Source organism: Campylobacter rectus (genome assembly GCF_004803795.1).
Classification (GTDB): domain Bacteria; phylum Campylobacterota; class Campylobacteria; order Campylobacterales; family Campylobacteraceae; genus Campylobacter_A; species Campylobacter_A rectus.
The window spans coordinates 713,740-734,093 of record NZ_CP012543.1; the positions used below are offsets into that span (position 1 = coordinate 713,740).

General features: G+C 44.6%; 15 protein-coding genes. All 15 read left to right on the top strand.

Translation table 11 applies throughout. The features are described from left to right. Positions 1 to 476 precede the first annotated feature (476 nt). The gene (locus CRECT_RS03470) at positions 477 to 2,471 is read left to right on the top strand and encodes a TonB-dependent receptor plug domain-containing protein (RefSeq protein ID WP_002944392.1); all 1,995 of its coding nucleotides are present in this window, start codon (positions 477 to 479) and stop codon (positions 2,469 to 2,471) included. A gap of 248 nt (positions 2,472 to 2,719) precedes the next feature. Next, entirely contained in the window at positions 2,720 to 3,769 is a 1,050-nt protein-coding gene (locus CRECT_RS03475) for an ABC transporter substrate-binding protein (RefSeq protein WP_039888007.1), read from the top strand. 10 nt (positions 3,770 to 3,779) lie between these two features. Then, positions 3,780 to 4,781: a FecCD family ABC transporter permease gene (locus tag CRECT_RS03480; protein ID WP_002944425.1), complete on the top strand. Its 1,002-nt coding sequence runs from the start codon at positions 3,780 to 3,782 to the stop codon at positions 4,779 to 4,781. Further along, positions 4,781 to 5,527: an ABC transporter ATP-binding protein gene (locus CRECT_RS03485; protein ID WP_002944519.1), complete on the top strand. Its 747-nt coding sequence runs from the start codon at positions 4,781 to 4,783 to the stop codon at positions 5,525 to 5,527. The genes CRECT_RS03480 and CRECT_RS03485 overlap by 1 nt, the downstream gene beginning before the upstream one ends. A gap of 170 nt (positions 5,528 to 5,697) precedes the next feature. Beyond that, positions 5,698 to 7,161, top strand: coding sequence for a ParB/RepB/Spo0J family partition protein (locus CRECT_RS03490; RefSeq protein WP_002944416.1), 1,464 nt, complete (start codon positions 5,698 to 5,700; stop codon positions 7,159 to 7,161). After that, positions 7,158 to 8,027 (top strand): DNA adenine methylase, encoded by an 870-nt coding sequence (locus CRECT_RS03495; RefSeq protein WP_002944315.1) that lies wholly within the window; start codon positions 7,158 to 7,160, stop codon positions 8,025 to 8,027. The genes CRECT_RS03490 and CRECT_RS03495 overlap by 4 nt, the downstream gene beginning before the upstream one ends. Before the next feature lie 443 nt (positions 8,028 to 8,470). Continuing rightward, on the top strand, positions 8,471 to 8,821 hold the full coding sequence (locus tag CRECT_RS03500; protein WP_157752372.1) for a hypothetical protein: 351 nt from the start codon (positions 8,471 to 8,473) through the stop codon (positions 8,819 to 8,821). Next, entirely contained in the window at positions 8,814 to 9,299 is a 486-nt protein-coding gene (locus tag CRECT_RS03505; RefSeq protein ID WP_002944505.1) for a hypothetical protein, read from the top strand. The genes CRECT_RS03500 and CRECT_RS03505 overlap by 8 nt, the downstream gene beginning before the upstream one ends. Positions 9,300 to 9,432: 133 nt before the next feature. After that, positions 9,433 to 9,894, top strand: coding sequence for an SF0329 family protein (locus CRECT_RS03510; RefSeq protein ID WP_100067262.1), 462 nt, complete (start codon positions 9,433 to 9,435; stop codon positions 9,892 to 9,894). 260 nt (positions 9,895 to 10,154) lie between these two features. Then, positions 10,155 to 10,964, top strand: coding sequence for a class I SAM-dependent methyltransferase (locus CRECT_RS03515; RefSeq protein ID WP_002944401.1), 810 nt, complete (start codon positions 10,155 to 10,157; stop codon positions 10,962 to 10,964). 1,303 nt (positions 10,965 to 12,267) lie between these two features. Continuing rightward, the gene (locus CRECT_RS03520) at positions 12,268 to 14,460 is read left to right on the top strand and encodes a TonB-dependent receptor (RefSeq protein ID WP_002944369.1); all 2,193 of its coding nucleotides are present in this window, start codon (positions 12,268 to 12,270) and stop codon (positions 14,458 to 14,460) included. Positions 14,461 to 14,811: 351 nt separating this feature from the next. Then, positions 14,812 to 16,791: a TonB-dependent receptor gene (locus CRECT_RS03525; RefSeq protein WP_002944479.1), complete on the top strand. Its 1,980-nt coding sequence runs from the start codon at positions 14,812 to 14,814 to the stop codon at positions 16,789 to 16,791. Between the two features lie 15 nt (positions 16,792 to 16,806). Continuing rightward, positions 16,807 to 17,733, top strand: a complete 927-nt coding sequence (locus CRECT_RS03530; protein WP_039888013.1) for a class I SAM-dependent methyltransferase — start codon at positions 16,807 to 16,809, stop codon at positions 17,731 to 17,733. Between the two features lie 815 nt (positions 17,734 to 18,548). Next, a complete protein-coding gene (locus CRECT_RS03535) occupies positions 18,549 to 19,559 on the top strand; it encodes a FecCD family ABC transporter permease (RefSeq protein ID WP_002944521.1) in 1,011 nt (336 codons plus the stop codon). After that, the gene (locus CRECT_RS03540) at positions 19,556 to 20,332 is read left to right on the top strand and encodes an ABC transporter ATP-binding protein (protein WP_002944355.1); all 777 of its coding nucleotides are present in this window, start codon (positions 19,556 to 19,558) and stop codon (positions 20,330 to 20,332) included. Before CRECT_RS03535 ends, CRECT_RS03540 begins: the two co-directional genes overlap by 4 nt. Positions 20,333 to 20,354: the final 22 nt, after the last annotated feature.

The window sequence follows — 20,354 nt, forward strand, 5'->3', positions numbered from 1 at the left end:
TTTAGTCTTTATTTTTAATAAATTTAAAAAGAAATTATAAACAAAATCTTAATACACTAAACATACGAACTCGTAAGTCAAATGAAATAAAGCGTTTTATCGTATCAAATAACCAATGAATTGCGCAATTTATATAAAAGCACTATCCAAGGATATATTTATAATTTTTATATAAAGTCGCAGTCGGCGCAAAGGCTAGACAAAAGCCGATAGGGCGCAGTAAATGAAACCGATGTGAATCGGCCGTCAAACGCGGCAAACTCTCCTGCAAGCGAGCCCGTCGAAACCTCGCCGCCAAGCTCGTCCGAGTTTGGTGCAGAGCGGCAATTTAAATTTCATTTTAAAAACTTCGATTTTAAGTTAAATTTAACCATTTATAAAATAAAATTATCTTTTTATATTTTAATAATATTAATTCCGTTAAAAACGTAATTTCACAAAATATAAAATAAAAACTTAATCCTAAAGGAGTTATGATGAAAAGGATTAGCTTGATCGCATGTTGTGCCGCTATAGCGCTACACGGCGAGGTTTTTACGCTAGGACAAGTCGAGGTCGTAGAAAACGTCAGCGGCGCGCAAAAAAGCGATACGAACGTCGTCATCATAGACGAGGAAAATATGCAGAAAAACGAGATCAAGCGCCTCTCGGAGGTCGCTTATAGTACGCCCGGCCTGCAAATAAGCAAAGGCGGCGGCGGAAGAGCCGAGCAGACCTTTTACGTTCGCGGCTTTAACGCCAGAAGAGTGCCCGTCTTTATCGACGGCATCCCCGTTTATATCCCTTACGACGGCTATATCGATTACGGACGATTTACAACGTTTGATCTGTCGCGCATCGTAATCTCTAAAGGCGCCAGCTCCGTGCTTTACGGACCGAACACTATGGGCGGCGCGATAAATCTGGTCACCAAAAAGCCTAGCAAAGAGCTTGAGGGTGAGATCGGCTATGGATTTGAAGCTGGCAAGAGCAGTAAAACCGTCGGCAACAACATAGATTTTAATATCGGAACCAAGCAGGAGCTGTTTTATCTGCAAGCCGGCGGCAGCTTTTTTGAAGATCGCGGTCAGCAGCTTTCGTCTAAATTTAATATGCCTATCAACGACGATGAAGACGGCGGCAGACGCGACAACTCCGTGCAGCGAGATAAAAAATTTAACTTCAAAATAGGCTTTACTCCGAACGAAACCGACGAATACGCGATCGCTTACAACAATCAAAAAGGCAGAAAACAAGCCCCTCGTTATGCGGGCCGCTACAAAGCTTATAGTCGCTACTGGGACTGGCCGATGTGGGACAAAGAAAGCGTCTATTTCCTCTCGCATACGCAAATTTTAAATAGTTTATACGTAAATACGAAAGCGTATTACGATAAATTTAAAAACGACTTAAGATCGTTCGACGACAAAAACTACAACACGCAAAAGAAAAGATATGCATTTAATAGCCATTATAGAGACCACTCCTATGGCTTCGGCGCGGAAGTAGGCGGCGACGTGAGCGATCAAGATACGTTGAAATTTGCGGCAAATTATAAATTTGACGAGCACAAGGAGCACAACGACGGCGAGCCGGTCCAAACGACCAAAGACGCTATGTATAGCTTCGCTTTGGAAAATACGTATAAATTTACCGATTATAACAAACTCATTTTAGGCGTCGACTACGATATCAGAGATTCGAAAAAGGCCGAAAAATACGGCTCTATTTTAGCCAAAAAACCGCATTTTTACAGCTTTACGGATCTGAAAAAGGAGACGGCTTTCAACTACCAAGTGGCGTATAAGCACAGTTTTGACGGCAACGACGAGCTTAGCTTAAGCTACGCGAAAAAGACCTATTTTCCGAGTATGAAAGACAGATATAGCGAGAGATTCGGCCGAACATTCGCAAATCCCGCACTTCGTCCGGAGGTAGCGAACCACTACGAAATAGATTATCAAAGAATTTTCGGCGAAACGTTAAAGATCGAAACGGCAATATTTTATTCGAGGGTAAAAGACGCTTTCGGCCTTAGAAAAGAGACGCGAAACGGTCAAACCAGAGATATGTTTGTAAATATAAATCGAGCGACTCATAAAGGCTTTGAGTTTAGTACGGGATATTTTGCGACGAAGGACCTTGAGCTGGGCGGTAACTACTCATATATCGTAGTCACAAACGACAAAAGCGACGCCAAGGTGTATAATCTGCCCAAGCACAAGGCTTTTCTATACGCAGATTACAAGATCACGCCTAAGCTTTCCGCTTACGTATCGCAAGAAATCTCTTCCGGAAAATACGTCCTATCCGAAAAGGAGACTAGGCTGGCGGGCTTTGGCGTAACCAATCTAAAACTAACGTATAAACCAATCGAAAGCTTGAGCATAGAAGCGGGAGTGTCAAATCTGTTTAATAAAAACTACGAGTACGACGAGGGCTATCCCGAGGAAGGTCGCGTATTTTTCTCGAATATCAGATATAAATTTTAACAGGTTTTAGACGGTTGCATCTTGCCTAATATTTCATACAACTTGCGTGCGGTTTTGGGTTTCATCTCGGGCCGCTCGCCTCTTTAAATTTAAATTCAAATTTTAAAATTAAATTTGCGTCCCGCGGTTTAAAATAGCCTTTTCTAAATTTTAAAATTTAGCGACTAAAAGGCGTCTAGCGAAGATAAATCTGTTTTAAAATTTCTTTTGCTATACTTGTAAAATAAAAAATTTTAAAAGGAAAAACGGTGAAAAAAATATTTCTATTTCTCTGTGCCGCGAGCATGCTTTTTGCTCTAAGCGAAGCGCAGATCAAGGACTACATCGCTCAAAACAGCGAAAACATAGAGCAGCTGCAGGGTATTCCGTCTAAAATTTACGCGAGCTCGCCGCCGCTTTTATATATGCTTTACGCGCTTGATCCCGCTAAAATCAGCGGCGTAAATTTCGAGTGGAACGATTACGAGCGGCCCTACGTCAAAAAAGAGGTGCAAGAGCAGCCCGTCGTGGGCGGCTTTTTCGGCCAGGGTAAAATTCCAAACGTCGAGATGCTGCTGCGCCTAAACCCCGAGCTCATCCTCGTAAACGCAAGCTCGCGCAACACTAAAAAGATGAGCGAGGTCTTCGGCTCGATTAAAAAGCCGATGCTCTATCTAAGCGCGGTGCAGCTTGAGGATTATCTGGACGGGTTTGAAATTTTAGGCGAAGTGACGGGCAAGCAGGAGCGCGCCGCGCAACTCATAAATTATGCGCGCGAATCGCTAAATTTAACCGCGCAGATCGAGGAATACATCAGGAAAAATAATCTGCAAAAGGTGAAAATTTACTACGCGCAGGGCGGCGACGGGCTAGCCACCGAGTGCGAGGGCTCCTGGCACGCGACGCTCATCGAGCGAGCCGGCGCGCAGAACGTGCATAAATGTAGCGAGGATCCAAACGCCAAATCCTTCGGACGCGTAAAAATCAGCTTCGAGCAGCTAGTAAAATACGACCCGGATATCATCCTCATCTACGAAAAAGAGCTGTTTGATAAAATTTACGGCGACCCGAAGTGGCAGCTGCTAAGCGCGGTGAAAAACAAAAAGGCCTACTACATCCCGCGCGAGCCCTTTTCGTGGTTTGACCGCCCGCCTTCGTTTATGAGGTTTTTGGGGCTAAAATGGCTGATAAGCTTAACCTATCCCGAGGCGTTTAAATTTGACATGGTTAAAGAGACGCGCGAGTTTTACAAGCTATTTTTAGATCTTGAGCTCACAGACGAGCAAATTTATAAAATTTTAGGACGGGGCGCCGAGTGAGTAAAGAAAAATGAGCAAAAAGGCGTTTGCGTTTTTGTCCATCCTGCTGACGCTTTGCGTCGCGGGCTCGATGTTACTTGGCAAATACGGCTTTAGCGCAGAGGACTACGCGCGCTACGCCCTGGCGCTGCTACGGGGTGAAAGCTTAAAAGATTTCGAGGTCATGCACACGCTCTTGCTTGAAATTCGCCTGCCGCGCATACTTGCGTGCGTGCTCATCGGCGCTAGCCTCGCGATCAGCGGTGCGGCATATCAGGCGATGTTCGTAAACCCGCTCGTTAGCCCCTCGATCCTGGGCGTGCTAAGCGGCGCGGGATTTGGCGCGGCGGTCGGGATGTTTTTCAAATTTAACGAGTATCTCATCCAGCTTAGCACCTTTGGCTTCGGCTTTCTTGCCGTGGCTGTGGCGCTCGGCATCTCGGCGCTGTATTCGCGTAGCGGTAGCGTCATCGTGCTGGTTCTGGGCGGCGTCATCAGCGGCTCGCTCTTTACCTCGCTGCTCTCGGTACTAAAATACGCCGCAGACCCCAACGACGCGCTTCCTGCGATCACATATTTTTTGATGGGAAGCCTCGGCTTTGCGTCCAAAAGCTTTATCCAAATTTCGATCCTGCCGATGTGCGCAGGCGTTTTACTGCTGGCGCTTAGCGGCAAATACCTAAATGCGCTAAGCCTTGGCGAAGAGGAGGCAAAGAGCCTGGGCGTAAACGTGGCGCGAGTTAAAATTTTCATCATCCTAGTTGCGACCTTCGTTAGCGCGCTTAGCGTGACGATCGCGGGCATCATCGGCTGGATCGGGCTTATCGTGCCGCACATCTCGCGCTTTATCTTCGGCGCCGACAACCGCGCGGTTCTGGCTAGCTCGGCGATGATCGGCGCGATATTTTTGCTCTTTTGCGACAGCTTCTCGCGGCTCATTTTTACCTTTGAGATCCCTATCGGCATCGTGACCTCGCTATTTGGCATACCGATGTTTATCATCGTGCTGCGCCGTGCCAAGAGGAGCTTTTGATGCAAGAAAATTTGATAGAAGTGCGAAATTTGCGCTTTGCCTACCGTGACAAGCCCGTGCTAAAGGACATCAGCTTTGACGTCGCGACGGGCGATACGCTAAGTATCCTAGGCGCCAACGGCAGCGGCAAAAGCACCCTGCTTCGCATAATGCTCGGATTTTTAAAATTTGAGGGCGAGGTGCTAATCGGCGGCAAAAGCGTGCGCGACTACGGCAAACGCGAGCTCGCATCCCTCGTCGCCTACGTGCCGCAGACGCACGCGCCGTCCTATGACTACAGCGTCTTTGACGTCGCGCTGATGGGTGCGCTGTGCAGGACGCCGCTGTTTTCTAGCTTTAGCGCAGCGGATAAAAAGCTAGCCGAGCAGGCGCTGGAAAAAATGGGCATCGCGCATCTAAAAAACGCGCCCTACACGAGGGTTAGCGGCGGCGAGCGGCAGCTGGCGTACATCGCGCGCACGCTGGTTCAGGGCGCGAAAGTGATCTTTATGGACGAACCGACAAACGGACTGGACTTCGGCAATCAAATCAAACTGCTCGAGATGATAAAAGCGCTGGGGGACGAGGGTTATACCTTCGTGCAGACGACGCACTACCCGCGCCACGCGAAGTTTGTTTCAAATTTGACGCTGTTTATAAAAGACGGCGAAATTTTAGCATTCGGGCGCAGTGAGCAGCTCATAAACGCCGAAAATATCGATAAAATTTACGGCATAAACTACGAAAGATACGAGGATAGGTTGTAAGCATAAAGCAATTGATTTCTATATCTTAGTATAATATATAAAGTTACAAATAGTTTTTTGAAAAATAATAAATATTCATATATTATTTAACTTCAATATGTGGTATACTTTCAAAAGTCAATAGTATTACCATCAAATAAAGTGTATGGTACTATCAACAAAGGAAAAATATGGACAATAAATATGAATGGTTAAATAAACGTTATTTGCGTAGCGTTGATCAGCTTAGATTGTGGGATGAAAATCCTCGTTTAAATCCAGATGAAAAGCATCTTACTATAGTTGATTTTGTAGAAGACTTGATTGCGGATGAAGCAGATAAAAGTAGTTTTTTTGATTTACTGCAATCTATCTCCGAAGGGTTTGTGCCGGCTGATCCTATTGTTGTTTGGCGCCAAGAAAATAATGGTAAATATTATGTAGCAGAAGGGAATAGACGCGTTATAGCTTTAAAGCTACTAAGAAATCCCGATAAAGCGCCTAAAAGCATCAGGCGATATGTGCGCAAGCTGGCTAATTCTGTGCATAGAGAAGATATCGAAAAAATATCAGTTAATATAGCTCCTACATTTGAGGATGCCGAATGGTATATCAATCAACGAAACAACGCGTCTTCATTACAACGCCCATGGTCAAGAATTCAACAACAAAAATGGATAACTGATTTATATAATAAATATTCAGGAGATATTAATAAAATTTATTCTGTCACGAAAATGACAAAAGGAGAACTTGAAAATTTTATAAGAGTGTTGCATTTATTGGATCTGATAAAAACTGATGAAGTAAAAAGCGTGCTATCTAAGCAAGAGTATAGGGAAGCCATATCGCACAAATTTCCCGTTACTATACTAGAAAGATTTTTTAGCAATAAATCTGTAAAGGAGCGATGGGGAATAGAATTTGAAAATACTGATTTAAAATTAAAGAATAAAAAAGAGTTTTTAATTGCCTATAGCGCACTTATTAAAAATATTATTAGTACCAGCGATTCAAAAATAGATATAAATACACGAACAATTACAACCAACCTAGATGAAATACTGGAAAAATTACCCAAAGTAAATTTGGGAGAAAAGGACGAATGTATCATTAGAGGGAAAATAAAAGAAGAAAATACCGTTTCTATTGATAATAGCAACGAAAAAGAAACTAATAAAAATATAGTAAAAAATGATCCACATAGAAACAAACTAATACCTTCAATATATCAACTAGATAGTTCCGATTATAGATTAAACGGATTGTTTGAAGAATTAAAAGCAATAGGCAAAAAATATTTAAATGTAAAGGCTGCATCATTAAGGGTATTTTTAGATTTGGCGGTGTTACATTACATTCAATCAAAAAATATTGAGGAAGATATCAGAAAGTACTATGGTAATAAGTTTTGCGAAATCGTTCTTACCAAGCGTTTAAGTTATATCCAAGAACGAGAATTGTCGTCGAGACACACTAAAAGAATAGTGGCTAAATTATTAGATGATAGTTCTACTTATTCATTGGCAATATTAAATGGTTATATTCATGAAGAAAATACTTGTTATTTACACAATGATTTTGTCAATAGCTTTTGGGACTTTTTGTTTCCATTATTCAAAGAGTTATTAGATATCAAAGAAGATAAAAAGTGATATATTCTCCATTGCGTTACCCAGGGGGAAAAAATAGGCTAGCTCCTTTTATTGCACAAATTTGTTATGATAATGAAATAAAAAACCACTATGTGGAACCATATTCGGGCGGGGCATCTGTAGCCTTATTTTTATTGTTAGAAAATTTTGTGCAAAGAGTTACTATTAATGATAAAGACCGCTCTATATACGCATTTTGGTATTCCGTACTATATCAAACAGAAGCCTTATGCAGATTAATTAAAGATACGCCAATAACATTAGAAGAGTGGAAAAGGCAAAAAGATATCCAAGCGATAAAGGAAAGTGCAAATTTGCTTGATCTTGGATTCTCAACATTCTTTTTAAATAGGACAAATAGATCCGGGATAATCAAGGCTGGAATTATAGGGGGTTATAAACAAAATGGAATATACAAAATGGACTGTAGATTTAACAAAAATACCCTAATAGAGCGCATTTGTAAGATATCAGAAAAAAGAAGTGCTATAGATTTACATAATAATGATGCGCTTGTTTTGATTGATAAAATAATAAATAAAAATAAAAACTATAATGATACATTATTGTATTTTGATCCACCTTATTATAACAAAAGCGATTCCTTATATATGAATCATTATAAAAAATTTCATCACCTAACAGTTGGAGAAAGAATTAAAAATTTGATAAACGTAAAATGGATAGTTTCATATGATGACACACCTGAGATTGAAAAGCTATATGACGGCTGTAAAAATATAAAATACTCTCTTAAACACACGGCAGCAACTTCAAGAGAAGGAAAAGAAATATTATTTTTTAGTGCAAATATAAAATTAAAAGAATGTATGAATCCATTAAAATGCACTTTAAAAAAGCTCTAACAATACTTGCATTATTTATAATAATGTAATTTTAAAATATGTAAAATATTATATAGTAGATTTATATTTTACCATTATAAATGAGAATAGTCTTTCAATAAGGAAGTATAAAAACTTTACAGGGAGCAAAATTTAAACGGCTGCAATGAGATCGCGGCAAATTTTGCGTACTTCAAGCCCACGCAAAAGGGACAAAAACTAACGAAGCTCGCAAGCGACAAAGATATTTCGTTTGAAATTTATTTCAGCTCCAGCATGCGCAACTACGCCGGCAGCGTGAGCATCCTACCGCAGGTCGCGATCTACTGCAAGCGCCTAAAAAAGCTGATGCAAGAGGAGCTGTCCTACTCGACCGATCTTGTTTTCGTATCGCACCTGGGCTATCTCGCGCCGCGCAAACAGTTTCGCGACCGGCACTCGCGGGCGCTAGCTTTGAACCCAGCGTGCGGGAGATTAGCGCGGCTATCAAGGACTACGCACTGCCTATTTTTGAGCTTTTTGAGGATAAACAAAAAGCGGTGGAGTTTATGATGCGACGCGGGGCTAAATTTAACAAAAATCTAAGCGCTTTCGATCTGCGCCCGATCTACTTTGTCTATTATTTCGGCGGCAGGGACACGGCGGAGGCGTTTTTCAACATCTGCCTAAGCAATTGCACGCACAAAGGGCGATTTTATAAGCTTTATGAGGAGCTTGCAAACGGCGCGGAGGCGGATTTTAGCAAAAGTTCGTTTGTGGGCGATACGGAGGCGAAATTTGCATTTGTAAAAGGACTTAGAATTTTAAATGGCTGAAATTTTAATTCAAATTTTAATCGTAATTTTTAGCGTCTTGCTTCTGGGCGGGATTATTTGGGCGCTCATTCGGCGTAATACTCGCAAGCTTAGCCCGCGCCGGCTTGCCGCGATAAATGAGATAAGCGAGACAAGAGCGATAAAAAGGCTTTCCGTGAGGCCGTTTTTGTTCTGGCTGGAGCGATTTTTTATCTCGTGCGAGAGCCTTTGGTTTGATCAGGATTTCATCTACGTTTTTAACGGACAGAAGCTCGCGGCGAGGTATAAATTTGAGCAAATTTTAGCGTTTGAGGTTACAAAAATACGGATAAATCATGCTAGGATTTGGCGGATCCGCTTTGCGGACGGCGCGAGCGAGTATAAATTTGCGCCCGCCGCTTCGATTTTTACGCCAAACTTTAAAGAATTTTTGCAAATTTTGCGCGAGAAAAACCGAGGAGCGATCAAGACGGAGCCGAGATTTTGGGAGACCGTTTAGCGCGGCAGAATTTTACAAAGCGGATTTGCAAAAAATAGAAAAGGCGCGCAGCTTTCAGGCGCGATCATCGCAAAGGGCGGCAAAAGCTACGCGCGAAACCGCAAGAGGCGATAAATAGATAATGGGAGGCAAAATGAAACGCTGGAGCAAGCTTCAAAAACGGCTTTACGAGCTCGTGGATGAAAGCATTGATTTTAAGCTCCACTGCACGGTTTATAGGATGCAAAGCAGGTGCGGCAGCACGGATTTGCCGCGATATTTTATCACGCTTGCGGGCGAGATTATTTTTGATTACCCGAAGGATTTCGTGCTAAAAAGCGGCGGCGTAAAAAGCCTAGCACAGGGCGCTCTAACGAAAATTTATCCGTATGGTAACGACATAAGCGACATCGGCGAGCTTATCCGCGAATATATCGACACGCCAAAAGAGGAGCTGTTTGCAAAGCACTTCGATGCCGATAAATGGGGGCTCGCAAATATCCTAAAGGCTGCCGACAAACGCATCGGCAAAAGGAGGCTACAAATTTTAGCCAAAAACAAGAAAAATCAAGCGATGCAAAAGGTGATAGCGTCTAGATTGGAGGCTTTGCAATAAGTCCAAAGCGGCGATTTAAGCAAGGGGCAAATAAGCGCGAGCGTTTTGATTTATGAACAGGCTTTTTAAAATTTATCCGCGATTGTTCGGTGAAAATTTAAAGGATTATGGGCAGGCAAAGTATTTAAAAAGCGAGTATGCTCCGCCGCTTTTGCTCGACGGTTTAAAATTTTAAGCAGTTTGAGTACGATATGAAAATTTACGCTAAAATATAGTAAAAAGTCAGTGCGATTTGCTACTAAATTTAAAAAAGGACAATTATGATTTTACCTTCAAACTACGACGAGATCGACTTTGACGCACTTTATAAGGCGCAAAAGGCGAGAAGCTCGTTCGGCAAAAAAATTGCCGCAGACTGGGACAAAAAGGCGCCCAGCTTTAACGAGGGCGTGATGAAAAGCGCCTATGCGCGAGAATTTATAGACAAGGTTGATTTTACGGGCGTTTCTACGCTGCTTGACTTTGCGTGCGGTGCGGGCGCGCTAAGCGTGCTGGCGGCTAAAAAAGTAGATCAAATTTACGGCTACGATTTTTCGCCTAAGATGCTAGAGTTTGCCCGCGGGAACGCTCAAACTTACGGCGCGAAAAACGTGAAATTTGCGCAAAAAGCTTTTGAAGATGACTGGTCGGACGTGCCCGAGTGCGACGTGGTTTTCGCCTCGCGCTGCCTTGAAGTGGACGATTTAAAAACCGCGCTTGGCAAGCTTCTTTCAAAGACCAAAAAATCGCTTTATATCACGTTTAAGGTGGGCGGCAGCTTCGTAGACGAGGAAATTTTAGACGCGATAGGGCGCAAGGTGGAGCAAAAGCCCGACTTCGTCTATCTTTTAAACATCTTGTTTCAAATGGGTTATCTGCCGAGCCTTAGCTATATCAAAAGCCCATGCAGTGCGGGTCCTGCGACGAGCGCCGAAGAGTTTGTGCAAAAAACTCGCTGGGGGCTTGGCGGCGAGCTAAGCAGCACGGAGGAAGCGCGGCTGGCGGAGTATTTTAATAGCGGCAAATGTGCGCCTAAGCAGGAGTTTATGCACTGGGCGTTCGTGCGGGTGGATAAAACGGATAAATTTTAGATTGATTTAGTTTTTGCGGTTTTTACAAATTAAATTGAGATAAAATAAAGAGTTAAAATTGAGTAAAAAATAATCATAATTTAGTATCTGTAAAACAAAACGCACAAGTGCGATTTAGATAAAGCGGGATTTGCGTAGCTTTCAGGAACCCTGCTTAAATTTACTTAAGCGAAGTGTAAATTTATTAAAGCCGTTGCTAAAATTTATCCAAGCAAAGCTTAAATTTGCATACCAAATCTAAAGCAAAATTTAGCCAAGCAAGCTTTTTAATCGCACTCGGCAGTCTTTTGCTTAATTTAACAAGTAAAGCAAGCAAAGCCGTCAAAGCAAACGGCTAAATTTGATGCGTCGGTTAAATACCGGCTTTAAATCCAATGGATCTGCGATATGATATAAATCAAATCAGCGGACAAGGTTAAATCTCAAGCCGGCTTTAAATTTATGGGCAAGCCTGAAAATCGGATCAAATTTAATGAATAAGCCTTCTAATTTAGCCGTTTGATTTATCTAAATCGGCAAACTGGCAAGAGATCAACCAGGGTTATCCATCCAAATTCGAGCGAGCAAGCCAAATTTAGCCTGCTTTGTTCAGCCGAGTAAATTGCCCAGAACGGCTCTTGCTCGGCAAAATTTAGTAAGCAAATCGTTCAAATTTAGCGGACGCCGGCTTATTCAAATTTGGCTTTGCAAGCTGCCGTAAAACATTCGATAGTCAAATTTAACGAACGCTCTGCTTTAAATTTAACAAACAAATAAGCAAAAATAGACAAAGCCCGCCAGCTAAAAGAGCGAGCCGACTTACTTATCAAATCACGCCCCGACGATGATTTGAGTAGCTTTGATGATAGCAGTTACTTCATCCATCTGCTTTTAGCATCAAAATGATAATAAAATTGACATATATTTTAATATCGTTATCGAGTGGATCTCAAGCGTTTTTTATAGGCTCCAAAAAATAACTATAAGTTTTTGCGCTATTTGTATAATGCTGTTCGGATGCTGCACAATATCGAAATTTAAAAGCTGTTTTCATTAACTATGACTTATAAAAATGCTAATCCATAAATTTGAGCTTGTATATCCGAGCTCAAATTTGGTCCCTCTATTGCCTCGTCACCACTTTTGTTTGTTCAAATTTTAGTAAAACTTAAATTTAAATCGAATGAGCCATAAAAGTAAATATAAATTCATCAAATTCTAAAAATATATTATGGATAAAATTGAATATTAAGCAAATAAGATATAACATCGGCCTATTAAAATATAAAAATAAATATTTTAATATACAACAAAAGGAGCCTAAATGAAATTTAAAATTTTAGTTTCGGCTTGTGCCGTTTTTGCAATATTTGCCGCTCAAGCAAACGCCAAGGAGTCCGTCAATACCGCCCCCGTTAAGTTAGAAGCCGTCGAGGTAAATAGCGTCGGTGATAATATCAGTAACAGCGGTATCGACGAGGGCTTTTTGAGCAAAAACGTGCAAAACGGCATTTTGGCGGGCAAGCGCGCTCTGGACGTGCCGTATCAGATAAATACTATCACCAAAGAGACGATGGGCAATCAAGGCGTAAACGGCTTTGAGGACGTCATCAAATACTTCCCGTCCGCTTCGATCACGATGTTCGGCGGCTCGGTTGCCGGTCGTCCGCAGACGCGCGGCTTTGGCGCAAACGTTGTTGGCAACGTCTTTTGGGACGGCTTTTACGCCGTAGCCACTACTGCGACGCCGATGGCGATGTTTGAGAGCCTTCAGGTACAAAACGGTCTCGCAGGCTCCCTCTACGGCGCACAAAATCCCGTCGGCATCTTTAGCTACACTAAAAAGCGTCCCGTGGATAATGAGCATACGATCTGGGGTGATTACGTAAGCCGCAAAAATTTTGGGCTCGGACTTGATAGCTCGATGAAATTTGAAAAATTCGGCTACCGCACCGTGTTTTACGGCAGCGATGGCGCGCGGCACAGATACGGAAATTTGCAGCGCCGTTTGGCTTCGGGGGTATTTGAGTTTTACCCGACGGATGCGCTTACGATAGAGACGGCCGCGAGCTACTACGAGCACCGTTCGCACGGCTTTGCAGGGCTATTTTACATCCCCGTAACGGGCGGCGCGATGAAGTATAAAATTCCAAAAGCCAGGAGGGACGACGTAGCCGGCATGGGGCAGCCTTTCGGCGGAATGAATCTAAAAAAAACGATGCTAAGCGCCAAGCTTAGATATGCGCCGACCGATCGCTGGTATTTTGAGGGCGGCTTTGCGTGGCAGCGCGTCGATCGCGATACGCATCGCATCATAAACGACATCTACAGCAATAACGGCGACTTTAACGTATATCACGTTGGCGGCATCCCAAATTACCGTTATGAACTACCAAGCGGCTATTTAAAGGCCGTGACGGACGTTGAGACATTCGGACTAAAGCACGATCTTAGCCTTCAGGCAAATGGCTATAGCTGGAATACGTTTAGATTTGCCAACTCGCCCGTTAGCGGCTACGCGAACTCCGGCGGCAATAGTATGAGCGATCCGCATGTTTTCGCTCGTCCAAACACTCGCAACGGCTCGAATCTTTTCAAAGTGACGCAAACGCAGATGAAAAATTTAACGGCTTTGGACGACATTACTATAAATGAAAATTTTAGCATCCTACTAAGCCTCTCAAATGCGTGGATAAAAACCAGATCCCGTGCCGGCAACAACCGCGCCAATCCGCTTGAAACGAGATACGACGAATCGGGGCTTAGCTACGGAGCAAGCTTTATCTACCGACCTATCGAGGATGTGAGTTTATATTTCACCTATGCGGATAGCTTGCAAAAAGGCGATCAGGGCGTAAACGCCGACGGTACGATCGTAGTTTTAAAGCCGTATCGCTCCAAACAATATGAAATCGGCGCAAAGGCTCGCATAAGCGAACTTGATCTAAGTGCGGCGCTATTTAGGATACAGCGTCCGATCGCATACGTTAGCAACGGCACCTTTGCCGAGCAAGGCGAGCAGATTAATCAAGGCTTGGAGCTAATGGCTGGCGGCAAGCTAGTACAAAATTTGAGCGTGTTCGGCGGCGTGACTTTTATCGATTCTAAGCTTAAAAATCCGAAGCTTGCTGGTGCGGATAATAAAAACGTAACGGGCGTCTCAAAGATCAAGTCGAATTTACTCTTTGATTATCTCGTGCCGGGCACCGATAAGCTTGCGTTTAGCGCAAATTTCCACTACAACAGCGGATTTTACACCGATGATCTAAATACGCAAAAGACGTCCGCATTTTTTACGACCGACCTTGGTGCGCGCTATACTAGCCGCACGATGCTTGGTAAACAGACCACTTTGCGATTTAACGTAAATAACGTGTTTAATAAAAAATATTGGGCGGGAATTTCGCCTGCGAGTATGGACGGCGCGGCTACCGGCAGCACGAGAGTGGCGGGCACCACGGGGTTAAGCCTTGGCGAGAGTAGGACGTTTATATTATCTGCCGAAGTCAAATTTTAGAATTTAAAGCGGCTTGTTTTGTGAGCGCTTTAACGGAGCTAGTAAAAATCTAGTTAGGTGAACTATGTGTCCATTCTAAACTAAATTTTTACTTCTCTTGTGTTTTGCATTCGTAGTACTTAAAAAGCAATTCAAGTTCGATTAAAGCATAAATTTAGCATCTTTGCCCGCTTTTTTCACTCAAATTTTATGAAAATCGATTTTAACCGAACGCCCCAATAAAGTAAATGTAAATTTTATAAAATTATAAAAATATATTGTTTCTAAATTACATATTAAGGAAATAATGTGTAATATCCTTACATTAAAATATAAAAATAGATATTTTAACATATCATAAAAGGAGTCCAAATGAAATTTAAAATTTCAGTCGCTGTATGTGCTGTTTTAGCGCTATTTGCAGCGCAGGCAAACGCAGCTGAAACGGTCAGGCTTCAAGCGGTCGAGGTAAATAGTATCGGTGACAACATCAGCGAAAGCGGTATTGATGAGGGAATCTTAAACAAAAAAGTCGCTAGTGGACCATTAGCAGATAAAAAAGTTTTTGATATGCCTTATCAGGTAAATACGATCTCTAAAGAAGTGCTCGACAATCAAGGCGTGCAGGCCTTCGACGAAGCGGTCAAGTATTTTCCGTCCGCGCAGCTTCAGTATAGAGGCGGCGGCGAGATGGGGCGCCCGCAAACTCGCGGTTTTCAAGGAAGCGTCGTAGGTAACGTGCTTTGGGATGGATTTTACGCAGTTTCTACGACAGCCATACCGATGACGATGTTTGAAAGCCTTCAGGTGCAAAACGGCCTTGCCGGTTCGCTTTACGGCGGACAAAGTCCCGCAGGTATCTTTAGCTACTCTCGCAAACGCCCTATGGCCGATTATAACGCTGTTTGGGGCGATTATATCTCAAGGGGAAATTTGGGTATCGGCCTAGATACTTCGGATAAATTTGAAAAAGTCGGCTACCGTGGAGTATTTTACTACACTGCAGGCGAAAGAGAGCCTAAACACAGTCGCACCTCACGCCGTCTGGCTTCAGTGGCGCTTGATTTTTATCCGACCGATGATCTTACTTTCGAGACAAACTTCAGCTACTATAAGCACACTATGGGCGGCTACTATAACAGCGCGCGCATAACTAGCAGAAACGGTATCGCCATGGGAAATATCCCGGACGTCTCGAGCGTGATCGCATCCATCGGTAAGGAAAGGTTTATGAGAACGATAACGGCTAGCGGTAAATTTAAATACGCGCCGACCGATGCTTGGTATTTCGAAGGTGGCTATCAGTGGCAAAAGGCCATCAGAAGCAGAAGTGGCGATAGCGTATTTACCGTACCTAGCGCATTTTTAAAGGCTCAAGCGGACTTTAACACCGGTAGCGTTAAGCATAACTTCGCCACCGCCTTAAACGGCTACAAATGGTCAAGCGGCAAAGGCAGATCGCTGCTAACCGATATGAAAAACATCTCTATCGTCGATGACATCGCCTTTGGCGAGAGCTGGAACGTCATACTCTCGGCCTCAAATACTTGGTTTAAAAAAAATGGCTATAAAAAAGACGGTGTCAGCTGGGCCGGAAGCGTCGTATATAAGATAACGCCGGATTTAAACGTCTATTTCACTTATGCCGACAGTTTGCAAGACGGCACTAGCAAATTTTACGACCCGTCCGTTTATCGGCCTACTCACCCGCTATATGGTCAAACCATCAGTTTTAAGCCCTATAGAAGCGAGCAGTATGAGCTCGGCGTAAAGGCTCGAGTTGCGGAGTTTGACCTTAGTGCGGCGGTATTTCAGATCACTAGACCGACTTATTATGAGGTGGATGGGATATTTGGCGAACAAGGAGAGCAGAGAAATAGAGGTCTAGAGCTAACCAGCGGCGGCAAACTCACTTCAAATTTGAGCGCTTACGGCGGCGTGACATTCCTCGATCCTAAGATGAACAAGTCTGCAAAAAGCTCGGTTGAGGGTAAAACGATGATCGGAGAGCCAAAAGTGCAGGCTAACGTACTCTTTGACTTTGTCGTGCCAAATACCGAAAAACTCGCCTTTACGACAAATTTTCACTACACGGGCAAACGCTATGTGGATGAATTGAATACAAAAAGCGTGGACGGCTACTTCACGATGGATCTGGGCGCTAGATACACGACTAAAGCGTGGCTAGGCAAGGAAACAACGATAAGATTTAATGTAAATAACGTCTTTGATAAAAAATACTGGGTAGGTATGTTCCCTGGTTCGCTTGACGGAGAGGTCAAAAACTCAGGCACAAATTTGTTTAGGAGCTATGATAGAACGTTTATGCTATCGGCTCAAGTCAAATTTTAAAATTTTGGAGAGTCAATGCAGGGGCTAGTGAATTGGAAAGTGCTTCGCGATCTTAAATTTGCGTCGCTAATGAGGCGCTTGCCGCAAGAAAAGGGCGGCGATAAAAAAGCTAGGGGCGGCGGCGTAAACTGGGATGAAGTCGCCAATATGTACAACGAGATGACGCGTATGGAGGCGCGCTCGACGGCGCAAGCGATATCGCTACTGCCGATTGGACCGGAAGATAGCGTGCTGGATGTGGGCTGCGGACCGGGCAGGCTGATCGTGCCTCTCGCAAAGATCGCTCGCAGCGTAACCGGCGTTGACGCATTCGCGCAGATGCTAAGCTTCGCCCGCCAAAACGCGCAAAACGCAGGGCTAAAAAATATAAAATTTTTGCAAAAAAGCTGGCTTGACGATGACGCGCTAGAGGCGATCGGCAAGCACGACGTCATCATCGCATCACGCTCGGTAGGGCTCGGCAATATCGAAAAGCTAAACAAAACCGCTAAAAAATACGTAGTTTTAATGTGTTTTTTTGAAAGTAGCCTGCGCGAAATTTGGCAGGGATTTTTGCAAGGCGTCGCGGATGAGCAGCCGCAGGAGGCCGGCGAGAGCGAGCGGCGAGCTTGCGCGTCCGAGACTTGCGAGCGAAAGAGACGCGAAGAGGCGCGCGAAAACGATAGAATGTTCGGCTACAACGTGACCTTTAATATGCTCTACGACATGGGCGCAAACCCCAATGTGCATATCATGCAGGACATCTACGAAAAGGAGTTCGCAAGCCGCGAGGAGGCGTACGAGCATTTTAGATTTGCAGGTGAAATTCCTACTTCGAAGGAGAAAATTTACCGTGCAAACGTGGATAAATATTTGACGCAAACGGCGAGCGGGTGGAGGTTTGAAAGAAGGGCGAGGAGCTACGTAATGTGGTGGGACGTACGAGAAATTTCGCAAATTTAGGCGGCTTGTCTTTTTCCTTTATACTTCGCTTTGCTTCGTTGCATTCGCAACTGCAAGCAGAAGGAAATTTCGCCGAGGCTCGGTTACATACTATATGTATGCGCCCTCGCTCGGCTCATTTCCGCCTCGCTCCCCCCCCCTCGTAGCGAAGTTTAGCTTCACTGCGTTCGCTACTGCAAGCAGAGCGTTACGAGCGCTTGTGCGAAGTAAAAAGAAAAATACTTCGCCTTATCGTTTTACATTCAAATTTAGGGGTCAAATTTGCAAAATTCGGTTTCAAATTTTACGCACCGAGACCCGCACGTTGAAAATGCAAATTTAACCTGCACGCAGTGCAGCAACCGCTCACGTGCAATGGGGTTGGAGAGGGCATAGGAGAGGGTCTGCCTTTAGCAGCTCTCAAAGAGAGTGCGTCTTAACAGTAGCAAACGAAGTGCAGCTAAGCACAAGGCGAGTGCATAGCACGACGCAAAGAAAAGGGCGCTCTACTTAGTTTCGCTACGTTCGCTACTGTCGCTTTGCTCTGCTAAAGCAGCTTGCAAGCAAGAAGAGGCCGAACTGCAGAGCAGAACATAATTTAAGCCCCCAACATAAAAACAAATAGCGTAAAATTTTACGGTCAAATTTTAGCATTCTCGCCGTGTGGGTCCGGATGCTAAAATTTAACCGGTAAAATTTGAGGCATTTTAAACGCTTGTGTAAATTTGACGAAATCGTCATTTTAAACATCCCCGTAAATCGGTAAAATTTACAGTGGTGAATGCCAAAATAAATTTAACAAAATCGGATTTAAAACCAAACAAAAGAGGAAAGCATTGAGCAACTCAAAAATCATAATTCTACTAGCCGTAGCGGTCGCGCTCGCGGCATTTGCGGCGCTTGGCGTAGGGCGTTTCGAGCTTAGCTATGTGCAGATTTTGGCGCATTTTAAGGCGGCAATCTCTGGCGAGCAACCAAGCGAGCCGCAAAGCTACGCTGTACTGATGCTTATCCGCCTGCCGCGCGTGCTCTTTGCAGTGCTCGTTGGCGCCGCGCTTGCGAGCTCGGGCGCGGTGTATCAGGGGCTCTTTCGCAACCCTCTGGTCTCGCCTGATATCCTTGGCGTCAGTAGCGGCTCATCGGTCGGAGCCAGCATCGCTATCATCTTAAATTTTAATTATATCGGCGTGCAGTTAAGCGCGTTTGGCTTTGGGCTTGCGGCGGTGTTCGCGGTCGTTTTTATCAGCGGCGTGATAGCAAAGGGGCGCATAAATTTGCTCGTGATGGTGCTAACGGGCATCGTCATCTCATCGCTTTTCGGCGCCGTGAGCTCGCTGATGAAATTTCTAGCCGATAGCGAGGATAAGCTGCCCGAGATCACCTTTTGGCTGATGGGCAGCCTCGCTCGCACTGGCGGGTATCAAAATTTAGCCGTCCTGCTTGCAGTCGTCGCTATCTCGCTGGTGCCGCTATTTATGCTGCGCTACAAGCTAAACGCGCTTAGCTTTGGCGAAGAGGAAGCCCGCGCGATGGGGCTAAATGTCAAAATTTATAATATCATCATCATCGCTGCATCTACGCTGCTGACCGCCACGTGCGTGTCCTTTTGCGGTATCGTAGGCTGGATAGGGCTTGTCATCCCGCACATCGTGCGCTTTGCCGTGGGGGCGAATTTTACTACGCTCTTGCCCGCCTCGATGCTTAGCGGCGCGCTGTTTTTGCTCATCGTCGATACCGCCGCGCGCAGCATAATGGCGAGCGAAATACCGCTGGGCGTCATCACCTCTCTCATCGGCGCGCCGGTGTTCGTGTATCTGCTCTATAAGAGCAAAAGGGGCTTTTCGTGAGACTTGAGATCAAGAATTTAAGCTGCGGTTACAATGATCGCACCGTGATAGAAAATTTTAACGCTAGCCTCGCGGACGGCGACGTATTTTGCCTACTCGGTAGCAACGGCGTGGGCAAAACGACGACGTTTAAGACGATTTTGGGTTTTTTAAAGCCTCTTGGCGGCGAAATTTTAGCGGACGGCGAAAACGTGCTAGCTATGAGCGACAAACAGCGCGCGCAACTCATCAGCTATGTGCCGCAAGCGCACGTGCCGCCCTTTGCCTTTAGCGTGTTTGACGTCGTGATGATGAGTGCAAACGCGCGGCTTGGAATGTTTGAGCGACCGAGCAAGGAGGACGAGGGCGTAGCTTTGGGCGCGCTTGAAACGTTAAAAATGGGTGATTTTAAGGATAAAATTTACACCGATCTAAGCGGCGGCGAGCGGCAAATGGTGCTGATCGCGCGAGCTTTGGCGCAGCGCTCGAAGGTCATCTTGCTTGACGAGCCCACGGCCAATCTAGACTTTGGTAATCAAATGCGCGTCCTGCGCCAGATAAAGGAGCTTGCCGCGCACGGATACATCGTCGTGATGACCTCGCATCAGCCCGAGCAGGTCTTTTATGTAGGTGCGAAAGTTGCGATGCTGGGGCGCGATAAGAGCTACATCTACGGCGCGGCAAAAGATGTGGTTACGAGCGAAAATCTGCGCGAGATCTACGGGACGGATATAAGGGTGGTGAGAAACGAGATAGAGGGGGAGGAGCATTATTCCTGCGTCGCTATATTGTGACTTTATAGATTGAGACGGCTTG